Below are 26,764 nucleotides of genomic sequence, written 5' to 3' on the forward strand. Positions count from 1 at the left end.
CAGGTGCTTGCCAATCTCTATCTATTATGTTAACTTTTAATAAAAATAAGTTTACATATTGAGAGGGGCTTATGATGGGAAAAATAACGTCTTTGTCTTGGGAAACGATCGTGAAGAAAGCCATCAATCATGAACCGATTACTATGGAAGAAGGTCTAAAAATTCTTGGAGCAGACGACGCAGAGTTGCTGCCTATTATGCATGCAGCTTATCAGGTGAGATTTCATTTTTTTCAAAAAAAGGTGAAGTTAAATATGATCTTTAACGCCAAAAGCGGATATTGTCCTGAAAACTGCGGGTATTGTTCACAATCGATGATTTCAACAGCTCCTGTTGAGAGGTATACAATGCTTGACCAAAAAACCATTGTGGCCGGTGCGCGTGAGGCGTTAAAAAGAAAAGCAGGGACTTATTGTATTGTAGCAAGCGGGAGAGCACCTTCGCACCGTGAATTAGATGAAGTCACCGCAGCAGTAAAGGAAATTACTGAGACGATGCCTTTGAAGGTGTGTGCATGCCTTGGGTTATTAAATGAAGAAAAAGCGAAGCGGCTGAAGGAAGCGGGTGTTCATCGGTATAATCATAATCTCAATACACATCAAGATCATCATGCTCAAATTACAACGACCCATACGTATGATGACCGCGTATCGACCATTGATAAGGTCAAACAGTCAGGGATGTCACCATGTTCAGGGGTTATTATTGGAATGGGTGAAACCAATCAACAAATTGTCGAAATGGCTTTTGCGCTGAGAGCCCTTGATGCGGATTCGATTCCCATCAACTTTCTCCATGCAATTGAAGGAACGCCTCTTGAACATCAAGAACGCACACATCCGATCAAAGCGTTGAAGGTTTTGGCACTGATGCGATTTATCAACCCGGCTAAGGAAATTCGAGTATCTGGGGGAAGAGAGTTTAATTTGCGAACGCTTCAGCCTCTCGCATTATATGCAGCGAACTCTATTTTCGTAGGCGATTATTTAACGACAAAAGGACAGCAAGTTCAAACCGATCATCACATCATTGAAGATTTAGGTTTTGAAATAGAAGAATGTGCGCTTTAAAAAAGTCTGCCGATGGTTCGGCAGACTTTTGACGTTGAGATTAGAATCTTTTATGGAAATCGACAGTACCGCTTCCTTCTTCGCGGTCAAAGCTGCCAACAAAAGTCCAGTTAATATAGCCGCCGTCACCATTGTTGACAAACGTACCATCTTCAAATACCCAAATACCAAACGTAATGCCGTCATATTCAACACTATCATAATAAACAACATTGTTCAGTCCGCTAAAGTCATGATCTTGGCTTAAGTTTTGAACAACTACGTTGTAATTTTGACCAGCTTCATAGAATGCACTGTATGCCGCATTTTTTACAAATCCATCACGATTTTGAGATGATTTGACTGCTTGTTCAATTTTATCGGCAATGGCTACTGGATCAACCGAGACACTTCCATCGACACCTGTTGTCGTAGCAGCTTCAGCCTTTTGACCAAAAGTCGTAAGAGATAAAGGGACAGCAACCATTGACGTAGCAATCATAGAGCTAACAAAAAATTTACTTGTTTTCCTCATTATTTCTAACTCCTCCTTTAATTGGTATGTTTATGTACTACCCTTTTCTTTGTCACTTAAACACTAATTTAAGAAAAAACTTCTTTTTCTACCAATTTAGAAGCCGTTTATACTGTTTAAAAGGGCAAAACAACAAAAAAACTACTCTTTTAAAAGAGTAGTTTTCCATCATTACATAAACAGGATAAATAAAATCAGACCTAGGATGATTCGGTAGATCGCAAAAGGCACAAGTTTGATTTTATTAATCAGTTTTAGGAAGAATCGAACAACAAAGAGAGCCACAATAAACGCACTCACAAAGCCCACAATAAAGAATGGAAGCATGTCTGTTGTTAAATATTCGGCATTTTTAACAAGTGTTAAAAGGCTTGCTCCCGCCATAATCGGCATGGCCATAATAAACGTAAAGTCAGCCGCCGCTCGGTGATTCAGTCCAAGAATAACACCACCTGCTATTGTAGAACCTGAACGCGAGAAGCCTGGCCATAGTGCTAAACATTGAAATAACCCGATATACAGCGCTTGTCTGTACGTCATATTATCCACAGAGCTTGTTTCTGTTTTACGTTTATTGATCCAATCAGCGACAAGCATCAGCACAGCCCCTAAAATCAAACCGACAGCGACCGTTCTCACATCAAACAAATATTTATCAATATAATCTTCAAATAAGAATCCTAAAATGACGGCTGGGACGAGTCCAACAGCAATTTGAGCAATGGTCAGCTTATGTCCGCTGCGTTTTTGTTCTTCTGTGATATTTTTCTTTAAGCCTAACAAGTTCAAAATACGATCTTTAAACACGATCATGACAGCTAAAATAGAACCTAACTGAATCACGACTTTAAATGTGTTTGCAGCCTCTGGCGTAATGATGTCTTTTGATTTTAGCCAAAGATCATCAACAATGATCATATGCCCTGTAGACGAGACAGGTGCATACTCTGTTAATCCTTCGACAATTCCTAAAACCAGTGCCACGAATAAATCCCATAGATTCATGATTTTCTTTCCTTTCAATTCTGATCTTTTGAAGGCAAACATCTATGTCCACATAAAGACAAGCTTTCTTTTTCGAAAGCTCGTCTTTATGATACTATATTTTTTTCTAAAAAAGATTATGACATCAAACCTTTTCTTCTTTATACAAATTGGAGCGCATTTTGAACCAATCAAACAGGTGGGTCGTGATCACTTTCAGAACGGCATACGTCGGAATCGCGACAATGATGCCGACTACGCTGAACAATTTACCTGCTGTTAATAAAACAAAGATAATCGTGATCGGATGGATATGAAGGTTTTTCCCCATGACCTGAGGAGAAATGAATTTCCCTTCGATAAGTTGAACCACTGTCCAGACAATGATCAGTTTCAGTAGCATAATAGGTGATGTGACAAGTGCAATCACAATCGCTGGTGTAATGGCAATTGTTGGCCCAAGGTAAGGCACTACACTTGTACATGCCGCAATAATCGCCAGAAGCAGCGCATAGTCAAGTCCAATAATCAGATAACCGATTAAAAGAAGAACACCGATACAGAAGCTGACAATGATCTGTCCAAGAATATAAGAGCTTAAGCGATGGTTCATTTCGTGAAGCACGATATGTGTATGCTCTCTAAACTTATTCGGAATAAATTTCAAGAAATAGTCAGGCAGTTTTTTGCCGTCTTTTAATAGATAAAACAGAATGAATGGAACCGTCACGATCGAGATGATAATTTCAGTAAGCGCCCCTAAGAAAGTGCCGACTCCGGTAAAAGTACTTTCCAAAATCTTCGTCGCTTGACTTGACGCTTTACTCACCAATTCAGAGACGTTAAAATTCATCGTTTTCTGCGCCTGATTAATGAAGTTGCTTCCTGTTAGTTGTCGAATCTGTTCTTCTACTGTATCAACGTATTTTGGCAGATTATGAAACAGACTCATCGTTTGTGCTTGTAAAAAAGGAATAATAGATACAATGGTCACTGTAATGATCCCAATAATGACGATATATAAAAGCAAAATCGAAAAGATCCGTTTGACCTTAAATCTCTCTAATAAATTCACAATTGGATTTAATAAATAATACACAACCCCCGTTAAAATAATCGGTAAGGCAATGGTTTTGATGAGTACAATGAGCGGCGTGAAAATAAAAGATGCTTTCATGAAAACAAGGATATTCAACCCTATTAATAGCAGGATGAGTAAAAAGAGAACAAACTTGTTATCAAGAAAAAATTTTCTAAATCGACTGCTCCACATTTGCATAGAATTCATATCTTTCCTCCAAACACGGGCTATTTTATTAGTAAATTGTACACTACTTGATCATCATTTTGTGATCATTGTTTCAGCTTTTCTTCCAGTTTCGCAATGGACAGGGCCCATCCAATCAAAATCGGTTGTCCGATTAATCTCATCCATAACAAGGCTTGTTCTGTGCTCTCTTGCCCTGGAAATGGAATCCCTTCTCTCGCAGCAAATAGGTTCGCAGGGAAAATGAGCACCAGATAGACAGCGATCATTTTTGCTGCCACAATCCTTACGTTTGGAAGAAGCAGTAAAAAGGCCAGCAGCCATTCCAAGCATGCGGTGGCATAAATGATGCCATAGGGAAATGGCCATCCAGACATCATGCGGGCAAAGCCGCTTGGCTCTATCACATGAAAAACACCGGCTGCTATAAATAAAAGCGCGAATGCGTATGTACTTCCTATATGTAGGATGCGCTTCATGTTCGTTTCCTCCTCCCTCCTTCTCAAGTATTACCCGAATGAAGGAGGAAACTATCCACTTTTCGTACATTTATATTCTTTATGTAAGACGCATCAGCTAAGGTAAAGGTTTCATCCGCTTTTCAATAAAAAAGAAGATTCTTTCATACAAACGCTTTCAAAGCATGTATAATCAGAGAAAAGCAGAAGGAGGGAATGTGATGATTCGATTTGCTGTCATCGGAACGAATTGGATTACAGATCGATTCTTACAGGCTGGTGAAGGAGTGGCGGATTTTACATGTACGGCCGTCTATTCTCGGTCTGCTGAAAAAGGACAGGCATTTGCAGACAAGTATGGCATTGATACTGTCTTTACTAATTTACAACAAATGGCGGCAAGTGATGCGTTTGATGCTGTGTATATCGCAAGTCCAAACGCCCTTCATAAAGAGCAAGCGATGCTGATGATGGCGCATCAAAAACATGTATTATGTGAAAAACCATTGGCCTCTCACCGGAAAGAGGCTGAAGAAATGATTGCTGCTGCGAAAAAATATCAGGTGTGCTTAATGGAAGCGATGAAGACCACATTTCTGCCGAATTTTCTTCAAATCAAACAGCATCTTGATCAACTAGGCCCCATTCGGCAAGTGATCGCTCATTACTGTAAATATTCCTCAAGATACGATGCCTACCGAAACGGTGAGATTCCAAACGCTTTTAAGCCGGAATTATCCAATGGCTCCTTAATGGACATCGGCGTGTATCTTGTCTTTCCCATCATTTATTTATTCGGGCTGCCACATCAAATCACCGCGAGAGGCTATACACTTTCTTCTGGAGTTGATGGGAGCGGTTCATTACTTTTACAATATGAAGGGCATCAAGCACTGCTTTTTCATTCAAAAATCTCAACATCTCATGTATCTGCTGAAATTCAAGGGGAGGATGCCACGATGGTGATTGATCAATTCCATCGCCCTTCTCGTATCATCATCCATGATCGGAATGGACAGCAAACCGATATTTCTCTCAAAGATGATCAACCGGCTATGTATTATGAAATCGATCACTTCATTCAATGCATCAAGCAAAAAAAGGGACAGTCGCCAGTCAATACATTTGCCTTATCCGTTCAAACCATGTCCGTCATGGACGAGGCGAGAAGACAAATGGGCATTATCTATCCAGCAGACAGACAAATGTAATGAGGCATTGAATGAACAAAGGGCGTTTTACAGCCCTTTGTTTGTTCGTGTGAATCTAGTTTGCCGCTAATACATCGGCAAATGCTTTCACATATGGCGGAAGGTCCGGCGGGCGTCTGCTAGATACAATATGACCATCTGTCACAACGGCTTCATCAAACCATTCCGCTCCAGCATTCGTCATATCATCTTTAATACCAGGTGTACTCGTTACTTTTTTACCTTTCAGGATACCAGCTGAAATGAGCACCCATCCGGCATGACAGATTTGTCCGATCGGTTTGCCCTTTGCATCAAACGTACGAACGATGTCTAATACTTCTGGATATCGGCGCAGTTTATCCGGTGCCCATCCCCCAGGAACGAGAACCGCATCATAATCATCTGCTTGAATGGAATAGAAGTCTGCATCTGATACAGCTGGCACTCCGTACTTCCCGATATATTCATGATCTGCTTTTTCGCCTACGAGATGGACAGTTGCCCCCTCTTCTCTTAATCGCAAAACGGGATACCATAGCTCTAAATCTTCAAAATCATCACTGACTAACGCAATGACCTTCTTATTTGATAAACGCATAACATCTCTCCTTTTCTTCGGATTTCCTCTATTGTACGAGATCATCTCTTAAAAAGAAAAGCGGTTCCCCTTGAGGAGAACCACTTTCCATTATTCACTGATCTTGAATTTTTTAATTAAGTCACGCAATTCTTCCGCCATTTGGGAAAGCGTCGTCGAAGAAGAACTAATCTCTTCCATTGATGCCAGCTGTTCTTCTGCTGATGCCGCGATATCTTGAATACTTGCTGAACTCTCTCTCGATACATTTGCAATTTCATTCACTGCTTTAGAAATTTGCTCAGATCCTTTTGAAAGCTCACGAACTGTCGTATTCATTTCATTGATTCTTGTCGCAATTTCTGCCGTTTGCTGATTGATTTGTGAGAAGCTTTCTTTTGTTTGGTCTGTAATTGATAGGCCATTTTTTACTTCTTCATTCACAGATTTGAACATATTTTGAGACGTTTCTATTTCAGAGACAATTTCTTTGACGAGTTTTTCAATCTCTTTTGCAGAATCTGATGATTGAACCGCCAGCTTACGGACTTCTTCTGCTACAACCGAGAAGCCTCTGCCTGACTCACCCGCACGTGCTGCTTCAATGGCTGCATTCAGTGCCAGTAAATTCGTTTGATCTGCTATACCGTTAATCACACCTAAAATGTTGGTGATATCTTTTGATTTATGCTCCAATCCGTTGATCACACTTTCAGCTTCTTTCACTGAATGATCAATCGTTTTCATTTGGCCAACTGTCTGTTCAACAAGCTGTCCACCTGTTTCTGCGACTGTTTTTGATTGAACCGATGATTCTGTAATGACATCAGATGTTTGTGCAACTTCATTTAGCCCTTCGTTCATTTGTTTCAAGTGGGCTGCACTTTGTTCCACCATTTCACTTTGATTTTCGTTTCCGTTCGAGAATGTTTCAATGGATGATGTAATGTGTTCGGTTGCTTTTGTCGTTTGACCTGCACTTGCCGTCAGTTCTTCAGACGATGACGCCACGTTTTCAACAGATGTCTGTACAGCTTGAATGACATCTCTGAGTGACTCACTCATTTCATTAAAACTTGTACCGAGCTGACCAATTTCATCCTTTGATTTAACATCAATTTTTTCTGTTAAATCTCCTTCGCTAATCTTCTTAGAAGATGAGACAAGCATGGAAAGTGGTTTTGTAATAGAACGGATGATAAAGAAGATGAGAATCCCGCCAATGATGAGCGCACCAGCTAATATAATGGCCGCCATGTTGAAAACTGGCTGCGCCGCTTCTTCTACTTCATTGACAAACATTGTACCGGCAATTTTCCAACCAGTCGCTTTGTTTGTTGTGAACTCCATTTGCTTTTCTTTTCCTTCAAACATATAACTCATTGAACCTTTGTCTTGTGTATAAAGCTTGTCTACCCAATCACCTGTTAATTTTGTTCCTGCTTTTTTTGTTGGGTGTGCCACGTATGTTCGATCTGGGCTGCCGATAAAAGCATGACCTTCTTTACCAATATTGATACTATTAGACTCTTTTACTAGATTCGCAATGTCCAGGTTCATGGCAATAACACCAGAACCATCCTCTAGTTTTTTAGAAATCGTCACAACAAGCGTACCAGTTGATGCGGTTGGATATGGAGCGGAAACAGACAGCTCACCGTTTTTCGCCCAGCCATCTTTGTACCAATCCCGCTCAGTTGCGACATAATCAGCAGGCATTTTTTGATTAGGATATCTTGAGAACACTTTTCCATCACTTGAAGCAACAAAGATGCCTTCTGTGTCATCATTCATGCTCATGAACTGCTCAAAGCGTCCTTGAATATCAGTCGTTCCTTTTTGCCCCAGCTTTTTCTCCGTAATCCATTTGCTAAAGAAATCGGCTGCGTCTGTTTTTACTTTTACAACCTTCGTAATGTTTTTGTCCAGCTGTTCTACATTTTCCTTTGCACTTTGCATGATTTGATCATTTAAAGAGGTGCTCGCCGTATGATATGAAGAGAATGCCAATACGATAATTGGGCATAAAAGAATAAATAAGAAAGAGAAAACGAGCTTTTTTGATATCGATGGTTTTTTGAAATACTGTATGAAATTCATAAAAAAGAAAACTCCTTTTAGTAAGATAGTATATATATCGGAAGTACTACTAGGTTCTTTACTTTTTTAACTTATTAAAGTCTAGATAAGTCCAAAATACCCAAATTATGTGCAAATAACGGAAAAACACCTGACGTCAAAACGTCAGGTGTTCCAGATTATTGACAAAGGGCTAAAATGAACTTTATTTTAGCCCTTTGTCTTCTTTTCAGCGTGATAGAAAACCTTTGCAGTCTAGGAAGGACGAGTACTGGCGCGGAGCGAATTTGAATTCGTGAGCACCAGCACGCAGGACTGACACCGAATGCGAGGGTTTGTCTATACGCTGAAACCCCTGACGTCAAAACGTCAGGGGTTCTACTATGACTCTTATATTTTAAATTGTTTGATGAGCTCTCTCAGTTCTTCTGCCATTTGAGATAAAGTGGCGGAAGATGAGCTGATCTCTTCCATTGATGCCAGCTGTTCTTCTGCTGAAGCCGCAATATCTTGGAAACCTGCGGAACTTTCACGTGAAAGCTCTTTGATTTGATTGACTGCTTGTGAAATATCGTTTGAGCCATGAGAAAGTTCTTGGGCTGATCCGTTCATTTGTTTCATTTGTTCTGTCATTTCTGATGTCTTATGGGTGATTTTCTCAAAACTCACTTTCGTTTCATCTGTAATGTTTAATCCAGATTGAACTTCACCTGCTACTTGTCTAAACATCTTCTGCGACTTTTCAATTTCATCTACAATTTCGTTCGTTAGGCTTTCAATTTCTTTTGAAGAGCTGCCTGATTGCTCTGCCAGCTTGCGGACTTCTTCTGCGACCACAGAGAAGCCTCTTCCTGCCTCACCTGCACGTGCGGCTTCTATCGCTGCATTTAAAGCGAGGAGGTTCGTCTGATCTGCAATGCCGTTGATGACTCCAAGAATGCTTGTAATGTCCTTAGATTTCTGTTCTAGCCCTGCAATTACAAGCTCTGCTTCTTTCACTGCTTGTTCAATCGTTTGCATTTGACCTGCTGTTTTTTGAACGAGCTCTCCACCAGCCTGAGCGGTTTTGCTAGACTCGATAGATGATTCCATCATGTGAGAAGTCGTGTTGACCATATGTGATAAGCTGCGATCCATGTCGTTTAGCTGGACAGAGCTTTTTTCAATCATCTCATTTTGATGTTCATTGCTGTTTGAGAACTGTTCAATAGATGAGGTAATATGCTCAGTTGCTTGGGCTGTCTGTCCTGCGCTAGCCGTTAATTCTTCAGATGAGGCAGCAACATTTTCAATTGAATTCTGGACGGCTTGAATGACTTGTTTCAGCTTTGCCGACATATCGTTAAAGCTCTGTGCAAGTTTGCCGATTTCATCATGTGTGCGCACCTCAATATGCTGGGTAAGATCCCCCTGACTGATTTTCTCAGCCGATTCAGAGAGCTCTATGAGTGGTTTTCGGATTGATTTAATAATAAAATAAATCGCGATTCCACCGATGACAATCGCAGCAGCTAGGATGATCATGGTTAAGTCAAGCACTGGCTGCGCGGCTTCTTTCACTTCGTTGACATACATTGTTCCCGCGAGCTTCCAGCCTGTCGCTTCATTTGTGTCATAAAACATTTGCTTCGGCTGTCCGTTGAATTCATATTCGAAACTGCCTTTTTTATTGTTATACATTTTTTCGATGAAATCGCCTGTCAGTTTCGTCCCGGCCTTTTCCGTTTTATGAGCAATGTAACGTTGGTCTGAGGTAGCAACAAACGCATAACCTTCTTGACCAATTTTGATGCTGTTTGTGTCTTTCACAATTGTGTTCAATCGTACATTTATGCCGATAACACCAGAACCATCCGCTAACTGTTCTGATATTGTGATGAGCAGGTCATCTGATGACTTGTCTGTAAAAGGATCTGAAATGATGAGTTTGTCATCTCCCATTGATTGTTGAAACCATGGTTCATTTTTTGCGCTTTTGGCACTGCCTTTATGAATCTCGGAATATTCAGTTAGTTTACCATTCTGATCTGCAACAAATACTTCTACGACATCGTCGTCTGTTTCCGATAGTTGCTCTAATTTCACCTTAAGTAAATCCTTATTTTTAGAGGCCAGTTCCTTTTTTTTCACCGATTTAGATAAATATGAAACAATATCAATTTTAGGCTGTACATCTTTATTGATCAGTTCATTTAATTGATTCACACCATTTGCAGCGCTAGACATAATCTCATCATTGAGAGACTTAGACGCCACTTCATAGGAAAATGCGGCCAACACAAGAATGGGCACTAGGAGAATCGCTAAGAATGCAGTAATTAATTTCTTTGACATCGTAAAGTGCTTAAAAAAGTTGATTTTTTTCATGACTCTACTCCTTTTGGTTTATGATTTGGGATCATCCCCCTCTATTCTTAGGTAATACGGATTATTTTTCAAGGTGTAATGTTCAAAAAACCACCAAAATAAGCATATTTACCTATTCCTTTCGATTTACTCACTTCAAAAAAAGAACCCCCTAGCTAGCTGGAGGTTCTTTTCATTTGGTTTATTCGACTTTAAATTTGCTAATCAAATCACGTAATTCTTCTGCCATTGAAGAAAGGGTGGCAGAGGATGAGCTGATCTCTTCCATTGATGCCAGCTGTTCTTCTGCTGAAGCCGCAATGTCTTGAATATTGGCGGAGCTTTCACGGGATACGTCTGCAATCTCACGGACAGCCTCAGAAACATGTGCAGATCCTTTTGACAACTGGACAACTGTTCGATTCATTGTTTGGAGCTGATCTGAGATTTCTTTGGTCATGTCGAAAATATTGTGGAAGCTGACTTTCGTTTGTTCAGTAAAGCTTAATCCTGATTGAACTTCTTGATTTACTGCTGTGAATACTTCTTGTGATACATCAATATCTTGAACGATTTCTTTGATTAAGTTTTCAATTTCTTTCGCTGAGTTGGCAGATTGAACAGCAAGTTTTCTTACTTCTTCTGCTACAACGGAGAAACCTCGACCAGATTCACCAGCTCTTGCTGCCTCAATTGCTGCATTCAGCGCAAGTAAATTCGTTTGATCTGCGATGCCATTAATGACACCAAGAATCTGGGTAATATCTTTTGATTTGCTTTCTAGCGCACTGATGACATTCTCTGCTTTTTTCACTGATTGATCAATCACGTTCATTTGAGAGGCTGTTTTTTCTACTAGCTGTCCGCCTTCTCCTGCAATCTCTGTTGATTTGATGGATGAAGCGGTAATTGATTCAGCCGACTCATTCATGTGCTGAAGGCCTCTGTTCATTTCTTCTAACTCTTCTGAGCTTGATTCCACTTTATCATTCTGGCTTTCGTTACCAGTAGAGAATTGTTCAATGGCCAATGTAATATGCTCTGTTGCTTTACTTGTTTGTCCTGCGCTTGCGGTCAGTTCTTCTGATGAAGAAGCGACATTTTCAACGGAGGTTTGGACGGCACCAATGAGGGATCTTAATGAGTCAATCATCGTATTAAAGCCTTTACCAACTTGTCCTATTTCATCATCTGATTGAATCTGAAGTTTATCACGTAAATCACCATCGCTGACCTTTTTCGAGAAACGGGCCAGATTGGATAATCTATTTGAAATAGAGCGGACAATAAAGAAGATGAGGGTTCCTGCTACGATCAGTGTCACACTGAACACAATAATGGCTGTATTGAAAACGGGTTTAGCTGCATCCTCTACTTCTGATACGAGCATCGTACCGCCGATTTTCCAGCCGGTTAGTTCATTGGTGACATAAGCTACCTTTTTATCTGTTCCATTGAGTGTATAGCTACCGTTTCCTTGTTTGTTTTTAAAAATAATGTTCGCCAAATTCTCATTGACTTTGCTTCCTGGCTTTTGGGTTGGATCTGCTAACACAGTTTTATCCTTCTCCATGATGAAAGCATATCCTTTTTGACCTATTTTGATTTCTTTTAGCTTTTGAATGAGGCTGTCAATTTCCATATCAAGACCAATCACCCCTGAGCCATCTTTCGTTTTTTGGGCAATGGTGATGACCATTTTACCTGTAGATGCTGCGACATATGGCTTCGTGATGACTTGTTTACCATCAGCACTCATGGCCTCTTGATACCATGGACGCTCTCGCGGGTCATAGCCTTCAGGCATTTTTTGAACTGGGTATTGCATGAACAAACCCTTTTCTGAACCTGCATAAATGGCTGAGACATCTTTTTCATTAATTTTTCCATATTGCTGCAATTCTTTAATGGTAGCTTTTCTATTTTTTTCTTGAAGATTAACCGCTTTGAGATCATCTGTAAACAGAGTCACAGCCTCTGCCTTGTTCCCAATATTCTCATCGATTAAGGTATCAAATGCATTGACCTGACTCATTGCACTGCCCATAATCTGCTTGTCTAACTCTGTTTTTGATGTGAAAAATGCACTGATTGTGAGTGCGACGGTTGGCAGTATGAGGACTACCAAAAAGGCAATAACTAATTTTTTAGAAATGGATGGTTTTTTGAACCATTGGATCATTTTTCCCATTTTCTCTTTCCCCCTTTACTTCTCTAAAGTTATTATCGGATGAAAGGTTTATTTTTAGAGGGCTGGAAATGACGTTTAAAAATAAAAAAAATACCCAGACAATTCTGGATATTTTTTCATCGTTTTTTAATCAATTTTAAATTGACTTGTCAGCTCTTTTAGTTCCTCAGCCATATTGGCAAGTGTGACAGAAGAGGACGAAATTTCTTCCATAGATGCCAATTGTTCTTCAGCAGATGCCGCAATATCTTGAATGTTCGCCGCACTTTCTCTTGAAACTTGACGCATCTCTTGCATGGCTTGTGACACAAGTTTTGATCCGCTTGATAGGTCAACCGCTGTATCATTTAATTGAGTGAGTTTTTTCGACATACCTTCTGCCGCCTCATAGATGTTTTGGAAGCTTTCTTTTGCTTCTTCTGTCATCCCAAGTCCTGCATTTACTTCTCGGTTGACAGCTTTGAACATCTCTTGAGATTTGGAAATTTCCAACACAATTTCTTGGATCAGCTTTTCAATTTCTTTCGCTGAATCTGCAGATTGGACTGCTAGTTTTCTGACTTCCTCTGCTACGACAGAGAAACCGCGCCCTGATTCACCTGCTCTTGCTGCTTCTATGGCTGCATTGAGTGCAAGTAAATTCGTTTGATCTGCGATGCCATTAATGACATTTAAAATACTCGTAATATCTTTAGATTTGTATTCTAATTCTTTCATGACTTGTTCGGCTTCTTGTACAGATGTATCAATATGTTTCATTTGATTCGCTGTGCTTTCAACGATACGTCCGCCTTGTCCAGCCGCTTCTGTCGATTGAATGGAGACAGCAGTCACTTCTGATGAAGTTTGTGACATACCTTGTAATCCTTCATTCATTGCGACAAGCTGATTCGTGCTAGATTCGACTTTCTCATTTTGTGCTTCATTCCCATTTGAGAATTGTTCAATCGACATGGTGATATGCTCTGTCGCCTGACTTGTTTGGCTGGCACTAGCAGTCAGCTCTTCTGAAGCTGAAGCTACATTGTCGACAGATTGCTGGACCGCTCGGATAACTTCACGCAAAGATTCACTCATCTTACTAAAGCTTCTTGTGAGGTCTCCTATTTCATCCTTCGATTTGGTTTCGAGGGTTTCCGTTAGATCCCCTTCACTCACCTTTTCTGAGAAATCAACAAGCCTTCTAAGTCCAATTGTGATGGAGCGAACGATAAAGAAGATCGCAATACCGCCAAGGATAAAAGAAGAAATTAAAAGAATAATGGCAGAATTCCAAACTGGCTGTGCTGCTTCTTCTGTTTCTGATACAAACATCGTTCCAGCAATTTTCCAACCTGTTAAATCATTTGTCACAAAAACGAGACGTTTTTGCTCTCCTTTATTCTCATAAGTTGATGTTCCTTCTTTGCTGCTGTAAAGGATTGATGAAATATTTCCAGTCACTGCAGATCCTGATTTTTCTTCTGGATGAGCGACAATCTGTTTATTTTTATTTGCAATAATTGGATATCCTTCTCGTCCAATTTTAATATCTTTGATTTTATCGACGATATCCTGAACATCAATATCAATCCCAATGGCTCCCGACCCGTCCTTCAGACGCTGAGCGATTGTGACAACCATGCCGTTTGTTGTGGCAGAGATGTATGGATTGGTGACCACAGGTTCACCTTTTTCGTCCTGCATCGCCGCTTTATACCAATCACGAGTTGTTGGATCATAGCCTTTTGGCATGTCCACTTTAGGGAACTGAATAAAGTCACGATTTTTACTTGCTGCATAAAACCCAACCACATCGTCTTCATTGATTTTACTGTATATCTCAAAATGCTCATACAGTTCGTCCTGGTTTTTCTTTTTAAAGTCTGCAGCACTGGATGTTTCGGTAAACAGTTTGACTGCGTTCTCCTTATTCAAAAGCTTTTGCTCGATCATGTCATTCAGCTCATTGACTCTTGCGTTTGCTCCGTACATGATTTCATGATCTAATTCTTCTTTGGCAATCTGATATGAAATCGTACTGAGTGTAATGATAGGCAAGACGAGAACAAGTGTGAATGAAATAATCAGCCTTTTAGAAATCGATGGTTTTTTCAACCATTTTATGATACTTTTCATGTTTTTCCTCCTTTTAAACGTTATGTTTTATATCGGACAGCTTCATATTATTTTCATGTTTTTCAAATAAAAAGGATGACTTTTTGTTTATTTTCACAAATTGATTCCTTGCCCAAGCATCCCGCATACGCTAATACAAAAGGGGGCGCTTTTCATATGATTATCCTTTCAGGACAGCCAGTGACAAATGAGCAGCTGGCATCGTTTCAGCTAGAAGGACAAAAGCGGGTCATTTTGATGCAGTTACAGGCCTCAAATGATACGTTCCGTTATAGGCAGGCATCTGATTTGTTATTTGAGGTGACTTTAAGATCGAATATCATGAATGCAGCAAGAGATTTGAACAAGAGCGGTGCCTCATTTGCTATCTTTCAAAGGTCCCGTGCGAATGACGCCTATTGGCGTGTATCAGAGGCCGGAGCGTTAGAACTGCGCTATCAAGTCGAGCCATCTACGGGGATTAAAGACATCTTTGAAAATGGCTCAAAATATGCCTTTGAATGTGCCACAGCGATTGTCATTGTGTTTTATATGGGAGTCTTGCAAACGGTAGGAGACGAGAAGTTCAATCGAAGACTTAGAAGTTTAACCCTGTATGACTGGCACTATGATACATTGTCCATTTATACAGAGCGCGGAAATGATTTTATTTATGGGGATTGCCTATATTTCGAGAATCCAGAGTTTAGCTATCAACAGTCTCAATGGCGCGGAGAAAATGTGATTTACTTAGGGGAAGATCAATATTATGGGCATGGGCTTGGGATCTTAACAGCTGCAGAGATTATCGATAAATTAAATGCCAGAAGACGGCCAGGGGCGGTTCAGTCCGCTTATTTACTGCCGCAGACTACTAGGATGGATGTTATTTATCTCAGGCAAATGTTTGGCAGCTAAAAAAGGCCTCTTGTCTATAGGTTATGACAAGGGGCCTTTGTATGCCTTGCGTTTGCGGTAATCATGGAGCGTGCCAAGCATTGTGTTTGCTAGGATTTCCATTTCTTCTAGATCGTTTCTTGTGACTGGAGGGTCGTGCTGATTCCATTTCACATAACGAACAAAATAGTAATGACGAATGGGGGTAAGAACGGCAGGGGAGTGCGGAAAATCATCAAATAGAAATTCAATTTGTCCTTTTTTCCGATATGAATGTTTTAAGATTTCCATCCTGTCACACCACCCATCATCAAATTATATCTGCGTGAGTTCATGCATGATCTCTTCAACGGTTAAAATGGAATGAATACGGCCAACCCCCTGACCTGCCCAAAGAGCCATTTGTTCTGGGTTTCCTGTAGCAGCTGCCGCTTTTCGCATCGGTGTTGTCCATACATGCTGTATAGGATAGGGAAGAACCCGGTCTTCATTTCGTCTTTCTTCCTCCATCCACTGATTGACAATACCTCTGGCTTTTTTTCCAGAGAAAAGCCGTGTCATCGCTGTTTCACTGCCTTCTGCCTGTAACAGCGCCTTTTTGTACACATCTGCCGCAGCACTTTCTTGACTCGCTAAAAATCGTGTCCCTATTTGAACCGCATCTGCTCCAAGTGCTAGTGCAGCTTTCATAGTGGTCCTGTCTGTGATACCTCCAGCGGCAATTAATGGGATATGACAGACAGACCTGACATCACTGATCAGGCAGAAAAGTCCCTGCAGAGCATCTCCCTTTGAAGGTAAAAAGGTGCCTCGATGCCCTCCTGCTTCGCTTCCTTGCAGAACAATGGCATCCATTCCTTTTTCTTCTAAAAGCAGTGCTTCTTTTTTTGTTGTAGCTGTTCCGATGAGAAAGATCCCCTTTTGTTTCAGGTGATGAATGGTTTGTTCGTTTGGACCGGCAAATGTAAACGACACAGCTGGGACTTCTTCTTCTTGAAGAATGTTGATTTTTTGTTCATAGTCCTTCCATAATTCTTCTTCGCTAGGGATTATCTGTGCTTCTGGTATGACAGGCAGCCGATCTGTCCAAAATGATACATCTTCTGTTTTCGTTTCTGAAATGGGTTCAGGGACAAACACATTCACTTGAAATGGACGAGATGTCAGCTGTTTGACCTGTCTGATTTGCTGCCTCATCTTTTCGGGCTGTACATAACCACTTGCTAAGCTGCCGAGACCCCCATATTGTGAAACAGCGGCGACAAGCTGCGGCGTCACCGCTCCTCCTGCCATTGGTGCTTGAATGATGCCATGTTCAATTTGAAGTAACGCTGTGAATTCTCCCATCTTCTCCCCCGCCCTTACTCGTTAGATGACACCTGTACATAAAAGTGACGATGTCTCGGTCCGTCAAACTCACAAAAATAGATTCCCTGCCACGTTCCAAGCACAAGATCACCATGATGGACAAGAACGTGCTGAGATGCTCCCATATAACTAGCTTTCATATGCGCTGCTGTATTGCCTTCCATATGACGATCTTTTGAATGTTCCCACGGAAAGACTTCGTCAAGCCGGCGCAGCATATCTCGTTTGACGTCTGGGTCGGCATTTTCATTAATGGTGATTCCAGCCGTCGTATGTGGACAATAGACCATAACCGTTCCGTTTTGAATCCCAGTTTCCCGGACATATTGCTGAACTTCATGGGTAATGTCTATCATGTCATCGTGTTTGTCTGTTTGTACGTTGATTTTTTTCATTTCACTGGCTCCTTTTGATCATGTCTATAAAACCATACCCTTTTTATGTGAAACCAATCACTGCCGGTTGGCAGAAACAAATCTTCTTACCTAAAGTTTACCAAGCAAAAAAACCTCGTCAATAGCTCCGAGGTTTTTAGGAAAAGTGAACCTTTTTTACTTCTATGGTTCGAATATGATGATCTTCTGCATCGACAATTTTAAATTCACAGCCTTCTGCTTCAATGATATCTCCAATGTCAAAATCAATTTTATGCGTCATCATCCAGCCTGCAATTGTATCAACATCATCATTTTCAATCGCTAAATCCAATAAATCATTTACTTCATCGATCAAAGCTTTCCCATCCATGACATAGTGGAAGTCACCTTTTTTCACAATATGCGGGGTTTCATCTTGATCATATTCATCTCGAATCTCGCCCACAATTTCTTCTAATATGTCTTCAACTGTGACGAGACCTGCTGTTCCGCCGTATTCATCTACAAGCACCGACATATGAATCCGTTCCTTTTGCATCAAAATCAACAGTTCTTGAATCGGTGTACTTTCAATGACACGAATGACAGGGCGCATTAAGTCTTCAATGGACACCTCTTGGTTGAGAAAACTTGCTTTAAATACGTCTTTGCTATTGATCACACCAATGACATGATCTTTGTCTTCTTTAATGACAGGATAACGTGTATACCTTTCGTTCAGCATATAATGCGTCACGTCTTCCAGGCTCTGTTCAATTTCAATGGCAGAGATTTCTGTGCGCGGGATCATGATCTCTCTCGCCACTCGGTTATCAAATTCAAATATTTTATTGACATATTTGTATTCAGATTGGTTGATCTCGCCCTTTTCGTAGCTTTCAGACAGGATGAGACGCAATTCTTCCTCACTGATCGCCACTTCATGTTCTTTGACAGAATGAAAACCAAATAATTTCACAATGCCTCGTGCAGCCCCATTTAATGCTTTAATAAACGGGTACATGACTTTATAGAAAAAAATAAGAGGTTTTGCCGTCACAAGACTGACGGCTTCTGCCTTTTGAATGGCAATCGTTTTGGGAGCAAGTTCCCCAACGACAACATGCAAAAACGTAATGATCACAAAGGCAATGATAAACGATATGATGTCTGTCAAAGCGGAATGAAGCCCTGCCTTTTCAAAAAGCGGATGCAGGAAATGTTCCACTGTCGGCTCCCCTAACCACCCTAAGCCTAATGCCGTGATGGTAATGCCAAGCTGACAGGCAGATAAATATTCATCAAGGTTGGTTGTCAGTTTTTGAACATGAATGGCTCTCTTATCACCGCTTTCAATCAGCTGATTGATTTTTGAGCCTCTAATTTTCACAATCGCAAATTCAGTGACAACAAAAAATGCTGTCGCAGCAATGAGTAATAGGACTAAAAATACGTTTAAAATATACAAAAAAACCCTTACCTAACACGGGTAAGGGCTCACCTCCTCTGGCGTCAATTAATCATTACGGCCATTTAGGAAGATCATTACAAAACGGAGCAATTCAAACAGGGAGACAAGGGCCGCTGCTACGTACGTAAGAGCTGCGGCATTTAACACCTTGTTCACGCCTCTTTCTTCACTGCTTCTAATGATTCCTTCTGAAACAATGATATTCTTTGCACGAGAACTTGCGTTAAACTCAACAGGCAATGTCACTAGCTGAAAGAACACAGCAGCTGAGAACAGAACGATCCCAAGCCCGATTAAGTTAAGGCTGCCGAGCAATAATCCACCTAGGAAAAGAAGCGGGGCAACACCAGATGCAAAGTTCACGACAGGGAAGATCTTATGTCTCAAGACAAGCGCACCATAGGATTCCTGATGCTGCAAGGCATGTCCAACCTCGTGTGATGCGACTGAAATGGCCGAAATGGAATGGCCATAATACACTGGTTCAGATAAACGAACCACACGCTGCGTCGGGTCGTAATGATCAGTCAAAGTTCCTCTTACCGGTTCAACGGGTACATCGTATAACCCGTTGCGATCTAAAATATATCGAGCGGTTTCAGCACCTGTTTTCATACTGGCAGCTTCAACCTTTGAATACTTTTCAAAATTATTCTTTACTTTAAATTGTGCCCAAAAAGACAATCCCAATGCGGCAAATGTTAAAAAATAAAAAAACAGCATGCTCATCAGCTTCCTTTTTATTTTATATATTTATTTACAATTTTAATGACTTTTATGTAACGTGTACAGCAAAAAGCACTAGGTCTTTTTAAGGGGAATCACTACACCAATGAAAAAGAAGAACATTCCGATGCATGCTGTATAAAATGTCACCGTTCCATATAGGTCTTGAAAAAAACGAAGCCACGAAAAATCATTCATAAAATGGTTCACCGCATTTAAATCAAACACGAGTAAAATCACCGCAGATGATAAAAAGTGTGCGCCAATAAAAAGAAGTACGGTCTTTTGAACAAACGACATTCGCATTCCCTCCTTCTTCTCTCTTATTTTAAGATATGGGTTCTGTTTCAATACATGACGATGATGAAAAATTGTTTCCTAATCGGGCATACTGACATTAGCAGTCTCCCTGAAAGGACGAGTTCGATGAAATCAAACCGTATCTTCATTGCCTGGCTAAGATGGCCTCTTTATGTTCGCATTGCGATCATCATCTGTTTCTTGCTTCTCTTTTTTGGACAATTAATCGTCATACTTGAACCAAAGCAGTATCATACGATCTTTGATGGGATCTGGTGGGCTCTCATTACAGTCGCGACGGTCGGCTATGGTGATTTTGTGCCGCAAACCATGCCTGGGCAAGTAGCAGGGATGGCGCTTATTTTGATCGGCGCCAGCTTTGTCACTGCATATTTTGCCACGCTTGCTGCCGCTGTATTTAGCAAACAGCACCATTATGTAGAGGGGAAGGTGGCTTTTAAGGGGAAAGGACATGTCATTATCGTTGGCTGGAATGAGAAAACGAACAAACTGCTTCAATCGTTTCAAACCATTGATCCCGCCATGCCGATTGTACTCATTGATGATTCCTTAAAGGAAGGACCTCTTTTAGAGAATGTCCATTTTATTAAAGGCCATGGTACAGAGGATGCCACACTTCGCAGAGCAAATATTATGAGTGCTGATACATTGATGATTACTGCCGACCAGCATGAAAATGAAGTGACGGCTGATATGCAGAGTGTCTTAACCTTGCTTGCGGCAAAAGGATTAAATCCTTCGTTATATTGTTTAATTGAAATTTTAACCGATCGCTATGTGAAAAATGCTGAGCGGGCTGGCGCCAATCAAGTCATCCATACTTCTGATGCCGTGAATCATTTAATGGTGGAGCATTTTCTTTTAAAAGAACAGCTCATGGCGTTAAAAATAAAAAGAAACATGACCCTCCATAAACAGATCACTATCATTCCAGTACCAGCTTCATTAGCTGGAGAGACATTCTTAACGGCACTTCATCACTTTTTAGAGCATCATGTGATCATTGTAGGCGTACAAAAAAAAGAAGGACCCATGATGAATCCTCCTTTTGGATATGAGCTTCATCCAGAGGATGAGCTGATCAGCTTTTAAAGCAGTACATCTTCTAATTCTTTGACGAGTGAAAAGCCAATTTCGGCATAAGCCTTTGACACATCTCCGTCTTTCTCTTTCGGTTCTTGGAATTGGTTAAAAGATGCCCCTACATTTCCAACCATCGCATGGTCATCTAATTTATCTTGATAGACATGCTTTAAGAGAAATGGATGTCCCATTTTCACCACAACGCCTGGCTGATCCAGCTGTCCTTTCTCGGCTGTAAACGGAACTCTGAGAAAGGTATAGCCGTCACGGTTGTCAATTTTATAATCAAAATATCCATGATCATAATCCCAATTCCCATTAATGACATATCCGAGCGGCTTCATGTTTTCTTCTAAATGGTACAGTGAAAAGCTTTCACCAGTCAGCCTAGATGGTACATGAATCATACAGAACCCTCCTTTTTGTATAGGGTTCGTTAAAGAGAGGAATTCATACATTTGCCTTTCGTGATTTGCACATTGTTTGTAAAAGCAGCATCAAATAAGCTTTGGCTGGATGATGATGCATTTGTCTCGTTCGCACTGCCCGCTCCTGATGTTTCTTTCGTAGCACTCATTGGACAAATCCGTCCAACATTCCCAAAGTTAACGATGGCCTGCCCGGAAATGTCATGGATATAAATATGATTTGTTCTCATTGCTTCATCAACCTCCTCCATTGATTATTCTATGTACAGAGCTTAGGGAGGCTTGCACTGACACCATGAGAACATAAAAAAAGGCACACCTTATGCAAAGATGTGCCTTAGCGTGTAGACAAACCCTCGCATTCGTTGTCAGTCCTGCGCACTGGTGCTCACGAATGTCAAATTCGCTCCGCTCCAGTGCTCGTCCTTCCTAGACTTCAAAGGTTTTCTATCACGCTAAAAAGAAAACAAAGGGCTAAAATACAGTTCATTTTAGCCCTTTGTCAACAATCTGAGGCACATCTTATGAAAAGATGTGCCTTTTATTCTTATGATTGTTTGAGACGGCTCTCAAGTTCTGCCTTTTTCTCTTCGAAGCCCGGTTTTCCTAATAAAGCAAACATGTTCACTTTATACGCTTCTACTCCAGGCTGGTCGAATGGATTGACGCCTAGTAAATACCCAGACATCGCACATGCTTTTTCAAAGAAGTACACGAGATATCCGAATGTATAAGCATCCATTTCAGGAATTGTCACAATCAGGTTCGGTACTTTTCCATCCGTATGAGCAAGCATTGTGCCTTCAAATGCTTTTTTATTGACGAAATCAACCGTTTTTCCTGCAAGATAGTTTAACCCATCAAGGTCTTGTTCTTCTGCTTCGATGACAAGTTCATGTCGTGGCTTGTCTACATTCACGATGGTTTCAAACAAGTCTCTTCTTCCTTCTTGTACATATTGACCAAGTGAATGAAGATCTGTTGAGAAGTTCGCAGATGAAGGATAGATTCCTTTTTCATCTTTCCCTTCACTTTCGCCGAATAACTGCTTCCACCACTCCGCAAAGTACTGTAAGCCTGGCTCATAGTTAATCAGCATTTCAATTGTCCGTCCTTTATTGTAAAGAACATTACGGACAACCGCATATTGGTAAGCCGCATTTTCTGAGAGCTCAGATGAAGCGAAGTCTTCACTTGCTTTCGCAGCACCTTCCATCATTTGATCAATGTCTGCACCGCTTACAGCGATTGGCAATAGACCAACTGCTGTTAAGACGGAATAGCGTCCACCGACGTCATCAGGGATGATAAATGATTCATAGCCTTCTTCAGTTGCTAATGTTTTGAGTGCGCCGCGTGCCTTGTCAGTTGTTGCATAGATGCGTTTTTTCGCTTCTTCAGCACCATATTTTTCGATAAGGAGCTTTTTAAAGATACGGAACGCAATGGCTGGCTCTGTAGTTGTACCAGATTTTGAAATCACGTTAATGGAGAAATCGGCATCTTCTAGCAGATCCATTACATCTGTTAAATAAGAAGAACTGATGTTGTTTCCAATAAAGATGATTTGCGGTGTTTTGCGTTTGCCTTTTGGCAAACTATTATAGAAAGAATGGTTTAAAAACTCAATGGCCGCACGTGCGCCAAGATAAGAACCACCAATTCCAACAACGAGTAATACATCAGAATCAGATTTAATCTTTTCTGCACTTTTTTTAATGCGGGCAAATTCTTCGCGATCATATTGCTTCGGTAAGTCAACCCAGCCTAAATAATCACTGCCAGTACCCGTTTGTTCATGAATATTATGATGGGCCACCTTCACAAAATCTTTTAGATATGTAAGCTCATGTTCTTGAAAGAAAGGTAACGCTTTCGAGTAGTCAAATTGAATATGTGTCATCGCTTGTAAGCCCTCCATTACGTTAGTTCTATCCCTTTCACTTTAGCGGAACTAGCTATTGAAATCAAGTGATCGTCATTGATGCAGCAAAAAGCCGCTCCTCATGAAGAGAAGCGGCCATCCAAATTATAGAGAAGCTTTCAAAATCGCTAAAATGTCATCACGGCCAAGTTTCATAAAGTTACCAAAACCACCATATTCCATTTCTTTTGCTGCGATGTCAGCAATTTTGTCCAGTTGATCTTCACCAATATCATAATCCGCTAAACGGCTCGGTGCACCGAGGCTTGTCCAGAAGGCTGATAGCTTGTCAATTCCTTCTAATGCGATGTCACGATCCGATTTTCCTTCTGTCTCAATGTCAAACATGTTCAACATGAGGTTTTTAAAACGTTCGACATTGTGATCAAGTGTATGACGCATCCAGTTTGGGAAGAGGATCGCAAGTCCACCTGCATGCGGAATGTCATAGACTGCTGATACTGCATGCTCAATCGTATGTGATGCCCAGTCGCCAAAATAGCCCATTTGCAGCGTGCCATTTAAAGCAATTGTTCCTGCATAAAGGATGGTTTCACGGTGCTCATAGTTTTGTAAGTCTTCAAGTAGCTTTGGTGCTGTCTCGATGACTGTTTGAAGAACAGCAAAACACATCCGATCTTGTAGAGGCGTGTTTTTGACATTATGGAAGTATTGTTCAAATACATGGCTCATCATATCAACCATGCCATACACCGTTTGATTCTCTGGCACAGAATATGTGTGCTCAGGATCTAAAATTGAAAAAGCAGGGTGCGTGACTGAACTGCCCCACACGTACTTTTCATTTGTTTCCCAGTTTGTGATAACAGAGTCTGGATTCATTTCTGAACCAGTTGCCGCAAGTGTCAGCACTGTGCCAAACGGCAATGCTTTTTGAGCGGTTGTTTTCTTTGAGATAATGTCCCAAACATCCCCGTCATATTCTGCTCCAGCTGCAATGGCTTTTGTACAGTCGATGACACTTCCCCCACCAACTGCTAATAAGAAATCAATGTTCTCATTTTGGCAAATGTCGATCCCTTTTTGCACTGTAGTGAGACGAGGGTTCGGTTCGACTCCTGACAGTTCAAATACGTCAGCCTCTGCTTCATTTAAAGCGCTGATAACCTTATCATAAAGACCATTTTTCTTAATACTGCCTCCACCATATACAAGAAGCACTCGCTTTCCATAACGAGCGAGTTCGCTTTTTAGTCCGTCTAGTTGTCCTTTTCCAAACATCAATTTCGTTGGATTATAGTAAATAAAGTTTTCCATCTGTTCTACATCTCCTTAAAACATTTATATCCAAAAACATGAAAGACTACTGTAACATATGTGCATGCAGAACTCAAAAAAAGATAACTGCTTAAAAGCAGCTATCTTTTCCATGTTCGATTATAAAGAAGCGTTTAAAATAGCTAGAACATCTTCTTTGTTCAGCTTTTTAAATTGGCCAAATTCACCACGTGCCATTGCACGGTCTGCAATCAGATCAATTTTCTCATCGTTGATGTCATAGTCAGCTAAACGGTTTGGTGCGCCTAGACTTGTCCAGAAAGCAGAAAGTTTTTCGATTCCTTCTAAGCCAACTTCTTCGTCTGTTTTGCCCGCAGGATCTACATCGAATACACGCACTGCTAATTGCTTGAAGCGACCTGGGTTTTCTTGAATGACATGCTTCATCCAGTTCGGGAACAAGATCGCAAGTCCGCCTGCATGCGGGATGTCATACACCGCGGATACCGCATGCTCAATATTGTGAGATGCCCAGTCTCCGCGTGCGCCCATTGAAAGCATTCCATTCAGTGCAATGGTGCCTGTGAATAAAATCGTTTCACGAAGCTCATAGTTTTCCAAATCATTGATCAGCTTCGGTGCTGTTTCGATGACCGTACGAAGAAGTCCTTCACACATACGATCTTGGTAAGGTGTATTCTCCGTGTGATGGAAATATTGTTCAAACACGTGAGACATCATGTCGACCATGCCATAAATCGTATGGTTTTTTGGCACAGTAAATGTATTGACTGGGTCAAGAATAGAGAATTTAGGGAAGACAGCCGGACTGCCCCATCCATATTTCTCATTTGTTTCCCAGTTTGTGATGACGGAGCCAGAGTTCATTTCAGAACCTGTCGCGGCAAGTGTTAATACTGTACCAAATGGGATGGCTTCCATTGGGACATGCTTACGAGTGACGATATCCCAAGCATCTCCATCGTATTTCGCACCAGCTGCGATCGCTTTTGTTGCGTCAATCACGCTACCGCCGCCGACTGCCAAAATAAAATCAATTTGGTTCTCTTTGCAAAGCTCAACCCCTTTTCTAACCGTTGTTAAGCGCGGGTTTGGCTCAACACCAGCAAGCTCAGTGATTGCAGCTCCTGATTCTTTTAAGATGCTGACAACTTGGTCATAAAGGCCATTTCGTTTAATGCTGCCTCCACCATATACAAGCAATACGTTTTTTCCGTAGTGTTTTAGTTCATCTGAAAGGGCTGATACTTCTCCCTTTCCAAAAATTAATTTCGTTGGGTTCCAATAAGTAAATCGATCCATGTGATCTCCTCCTCGCGCTACATTATGCGCTTCTTTCATTCCAAAAGTAAAGTAATTTGCTTTCATCCATTTTCTTACGCATAGTTTGGCTAAAAATCTGCAAAATATAAATGTATTGATACTGTAGCGAAAGGAGGAATCACGATGAGTGCTATTCAGCGTATTGCCCTCGTGCTCACGATTATCGGTGCTATTAACTGGGGACTAATCGGCTTTTTTCAATTTGACTTAGTAGCAGCGATCTTTGGCGGTCAAGGTGCTGCATTATCACGTATTATTTATGGTCTTGTTGGAATTGCAGGTCTTGTCAATCTTGGTCTGTTGTTCAAACCTAGTGAAGAAGCTGTCCGCCGTGACGAGCCAAATCCAGAGGTCCGCTAATGAAAAAGACATAAAAAAAGACTACCTATGAGGCAGCCTAAGGCACCGTTTGAAGCGGTGCTTTTTTTATTTCTTGATAAGGTCTTTACGGTTAGATTGCTCAATCCACTCTTCAAGTTTATCTTTAAGTGTATTGAAACCTTGTGGTGCAGCAGCTTCTTCTTTCGCTTGCTGTGGTCTTTGTTTCTTTGGTTTGCTTTCTTTTCTTTCAGGTGCATCTTGTGTCGCACGGATTGAAAGGCTGATTTTACCTGCATTTTCATCAACAGAAAGAACTTTTACTTGTACTTCGTCACCAATTGAAAGGTGCTCGTTGATGTCTTTTACAAAGCCATGTGTTACTTCAGAAATATGCACAAGTCCTTGAGTTTCTTCATCTAATGCAACAAACGCACCATACGCTTGTAATCCTGTTACTTTACCAGTGTAAACACTGCCTACTTCAAACTTTGTCGCCATGATAACAACTCC

The 26,764-nt window shown here is 40.9% G+C and carries 26 protein-coding genes; 5 read left to right on the forward strand and 21 right to left on the reverse strand.

Going from position 1 to position 26,764, the window contains the following annotated elements:
- The first annotated feature begins 74 nt into the window (after positions 1 to 74).
- The gene (gene bioB, locus NSQ17_RS14945) at positions 75 to 1,070 is read left to right on the forward strand and encodes a biotin synthase BioB (RefSeq protein WP_024719697.1); all 996 of its coding nucleotides are present in this window, start codon (positions 75 to 77) and stop codon (positions 1,068 to 1,070) included.
- A gap of 40 nt (positions 1,071 to 1,110) precedes the next feature.
- Here bioB and NSQ17_RS14950 read toward each other — a convergent pair whose 3' ends face one another.
- From NSQ17_RS14950 to NSQ17_RS14965, 4 genes are all read right to left on the reverse strand, one after another.
- Positions 1,111 to 1,584: a hypothetical protein gene (locus tag NSQ17_RS14950; protein WP_039169998.1), complete on the reverse strand. Its 474-nt coding sequence runs from the start codon at positions 1,582 to 1,584 to the stop codon at positions 1,111 to 1,113.
- Positions 1,585 to 1,755: 171 nt separating this feature from the next.
- Positions 1,756 to 2,589: an undecaprenyl-diphosphate phosphatase gene (locus NSQ17_RS14955; protein ID WP_024719699.1), complete on the reverse strand. Its 834-nt coding sequence runs from the start codon at positions 2,587 to 2,589 to the stop codon at positions 1,756 to 1,758.
- Positions 2,590 to 2,713: 124 nt separating this feature from the next.
- Positions 2,714 to 3,856, reverse strand: a complete 1,143-nt coding sequence (locus tag NSQ17_RS14960; protein ID WP_024719700.1) for an AI-2E family transporter — start codon at positions 3,854 to 3,856, stop codon at positions 2,714 to 2,716.
- A gap of 65 nt (positions 3,857 to 3,921) precedes the next feature.
- Complete coding sequence (locus NSQ17_RS14965; RefSeq protein WP_268363349.1) at positions 3,922 to 4,314, reverse strand: DoxX family protein; 393 nt, start codon at positions 4,312 to 4,314, stop codon at positions 3,922 to 3,924.
- 200 nt (positions 4,315 to 4,514) lie between these two features.
- Here NSQ17_RS14965 and NSQ17_RS14970 point away from each other — a divergent pair, with 200 nt between their 5' ends.
- Positions 4,515 to 5,504, forward strand: a complete 990-nt coding sequence (locus NSQ17_RS14970) for a Gfo/Idh/MocA family oxidoreductase (protein ID WP_039169702.1) — start codon at positions 4,515 to 4,517, stop codon at positions 5,502 to 5,504.
- Between the two features lie 55 nt (positions 5,505 to 5,559).
- Here NSQ17_RS14970 and NSQ17_RS14975 read toward each other — a convergent pair whose 3' ends face one another.
- The 5 genes from NSQ17_RS14975 to NSQ17_RS14995 form a co-directional block, all read right to left on the reverse strand.
- Complete coding sequence (locus tag NSQ17_RS14975; RefSeq protein WP_008344162.1) at positions 5,560 to 6,084, reverse strand: type 1 glutamine amidotransferase domain-containing protein; 525 nt, start codon at positions 6,082 to 6,084, stop codon at positions 5,560 to 5,562.
- A 90-nt stretch (positions 6,085 to 6,174) separates the two neighbouring features.
- Positions 6,175 to 8,163 (reverse strand): methyl-accepting chemotaxis protein, encoded by a 1,989-nt coding sequence (locus NSQ17_RS14980; protein WP_342467561.1) that lies wholly within the window; start codon positions 8,161 to 8,163, stop codon positions 6,175 to 6,177.
- Positions 8,164 to 8,532: 369 nt separating this feature from the next.
- Positions 8,533 to 10,509 carry a methyl-accepting chemotaxis protein gene (locus tag NSQ17_RS14985; RefSeq protein ID WP_041507691.1) on the reverse strand — a complete coding sequence of 659 codons (1,977 nt, stop codon included), beginning with the start codon at positions 10,507 to 10,509 and terminating at the stop codon, positions 8,533 to 8,535.
- A 181-nt stretch (positions 10,510 to 10,690) separates the two neighbouring features.
- Positions 10,691 to 12,679 carry a methyl-accepting chemotaxis protein gene (locus NSQ17_RS14990; protein WP_274660895.1) on the reverse strand — a complete coding sequence of 663 codons (1,989 nt, stop codon included), beginning with the start codon at positions 12,677 to 12,679 and terminating at the stop codon, positions 10,691 to 10,693.
- Between the two features lie 126 nt (positions 12,680 to 12,805).
- A complete protein-coding gene (locus NSQ17_RS14995; RefSeq protein WP_041091814.1) occupies positions 12,806 to 14,797 on the reverse strand; it encodes a methyl-accepting chemotaxis protein in 1,992 nt (663 codons plus the stop codon).
- Between the two features lie 156 nt (positions 14,798 to 14,953).
- On the opposite strand from NSQ17_RS14995, the gene NSQ17_RS15000 reads away from it, so the two are divergent.
- The gene (locus NSQ17_RS15000) at positions 14,954 to 15,694 is read left to right on the forward strand and encodes a protein-glutamine gamma-glutamyltransferase (RefSeq protein WP_342467562.1); all 741 of its coding nucleotides are present in this window, start codon (positions 14,954 to 14,956) and stop codon (positions 15,692 to 15,694) included.
- 21 nt (positions 15,695 to 15,715) lie between these two features.
- Here the strand turns inward: NSQ17_RS15000 and NSQ17_RS15005 are convergent, their stop codons facing one another.
- The 6 genes from NSQ17_RS15005 to NSQ17_RS15030 all read right to left on the reverse strand — a co-directional run bounded on the left by NSQ17_RS15005 (position 15,716) and on the right by NSQ17_RS15030 (position 19,894).
- Complete coding sequence (locus tag NSQ17_RS15005; protein WP_017358966.1) at positions 15,716 to 15,964, reverse strand: hypothetical protein; 249 nt, start codon at positions 15,962 to 15,964, stop codon at positions 15,716 to 15,718.
- A gap of 24 nt (positions 15,965 to 15,988) precedes the next feature.
- Complete coding sequence (locus NSQ17_RS15010; RefSeq protein WP_342467563.1) at positions 15,989 to 17,020, reverse strand: nitronate monooxygenase; 1,032 nt, start codon at positions 17,018 to 17,020, stop codon at positions 15,989 to 15,991.
- A gap of 14 nt (positions 17,021 to 17,034) precedes the next feature.
- Positions 17,035 to 17,436, reverse strand: coding sequence for a secondary thiamine-phosphate synthase enzyme YjbQ (locus NSQ17_RS15015; protein ID WP_025207889.1), 402 nt, complete (start codon positions 17,434 to 17,436; stop codon positions 17,035 to 17,037).
- Positions 17,437 to 17,572: 136 nt separating this feature from the next.
- Positions 17,573 to 18,865, reverse strand: a complete 1,293-nt coding sequence (locus NSQ17_RS15020; RefSeq protein WP_024719710.1) for a hemolysin family protein — start codon at positions 18,863 to 18,865, stop codon at positions 17,573 to 17,575.
- Positions 18,866 to 18,913: 48 nt separating this feature from the next.
- Positions 18,914 to 19,588: a zinc metallopeptidase gene (locus tag NSQ17_RS15025; RefSeq protein ID WP_024719711.1), complete on the reverse strand. Its 675-nt coding sequence runs from the start codon at positions 19,586 to 19,588 to the stop codon at positions 18,914 to 18,916.
- An 81-nt stretch (positions 19,589 to 19,669) separates the two neighbouring features.
- Positions 19,670 to 19,894 (reverse strand): hypothetical protein, encoded by a 225-nt coding sequence (locus tag NSQ17_RS15030; protein WP_008345775.1) that lies wholly within the window; start codon positions 19,892 to 19,894, stop codon positions 19,670 to 19,672.
- A gap of 126 nt (positions 19,895 to 20,020) precedes the next feature.
- On the opposite strand from NSQ17_RS15030, the gene NSQ17_RS15035 reads away from it, so the two are divergent.
- A complete protein-coding gene (locus NSQ17_RS15035) occupies positions 20,021 to 21,007 on the forward strand; it encodes a potassium channel family protein (protein ID WP_039169718.1) in 987 nt (328 codons plus the stop codon).
- Here NSQ17_RS15035 and NSQ17_RS15040 read toward each other — a convergent pair.
- The 5 genes from NSQ17_RS15040 to NSQ17_RS15060 all read right to left on the reverse strand — a co-directional run bounded on the left by NSQ17_RS15040 (position 21,004) and on the right by NSQ17_RS15060 (position 25,912).
- Entirely contained in the window at positions 21,004 to 21,405 is a 402-nt protein-coding gene (locus tag NSQ17_RS15040) for a YugN-like family protein (protein WP_024719713.1), read from the reverse strand. The genes NSQ17_RS15035 and NSQ17_RS15040 overlap by 4 nt on opposite strands.
- A gap of 29 nt (positions 21,406 to 21,434) precedes the next feature.
- Positions 21,435 to 21,656 carry a spore germination protein gene (locus NSQ17_RS15045; protein WP_047945338.1) on the reverse strand — a complete coding sequence of 74 codons (222 nt, stop codon included), beginning with the start codon at positions 21,654 to 21,656 and terminating at the stop codon, positions 21,435 to 21,437.
- Positions 21,657 to 21,973: 317 nt separating this feature from the next.
- Positions 21,974 to 23,329 (reverse strand): glucose-6-phosphate isomerase, encoded by a 1,356-nt coding sequence (locus NSQ17_RS15050; protein ID WP_024719715.1) that lies wholly within the window; start codon positions 23,327 to 23,329, stop codon positions 21,974 to 21,976.
- A 126-nt stretch (positions 23,330 to 23,455) separates the two neighbouring features.
- Complete coding sequence (locus NSQ17_RS15055) at positions 23,456 to 24,628, reverse strand: iron-containing alcohol dehydrogenase (protein ID WP_039169723.1); 1,173 nt, start codon at positions 24,626 to 24,628, stop codon at positions 23,456 to 23,458.
- 120 nt (positions 24,629 to 24,748) lie between these two features.
- Complete coding sequence (locus tag NSQ17_RS15060) at positions 24,749 to 25,912, reverse strand: iron-containing alcohol dehydrogenase (protein WP_017358962.1); 1,164 nt, start codon at positions 25,910 to 25,912, stop codon at positions 24,749 to 24,751.
- 144 nt (positions 25,913 to 26,056) lie between these two features.
- On the opposite strand from NSQ17_RS15060, the gene NSQ17_RS15065 reads away from it, so the two are divergent.
- Complete coding sequence (locus NSQ17_RS15065) at positions 26,057 to 26,293, forward strand: DUF378 domain-containing protein (protein ID WP_008345792.1); 237 nt, start codon at positions 26,057 to 26,059, stop codon at positions 26,291 to 26,293.
- 66 nt (positions 26,294 to 26,359) lie between these two features.
- On the opposite strand, the gene yugI is transcribed toward NSQ17_RS15065, so the two are convergent.
- Positions 26,360 to 26,752 (reverse strand): S1 domain-containing post-transcriptional regulator GSP13, encoded by a 393-nt coding sequence (yugI, locus tag NSQ17_RS15070; RefSeq protein WP_024719717.1) that lies wholly within the window; start codon positions 26,750 to 26,752, stop codon positions 26,360 to 26,362.
- Positions 26,753 to 26,764 lie beyond the last annotated feature (12 nt).

The organism is Bacillus sp. FSL W8-0629, from assembly GCF_038593225.1.
GTDB lineage: Bacteria > Bacillota > Bacilli > Bacillales > Bacillaceae > Bacillus > Bacillus altitudinis.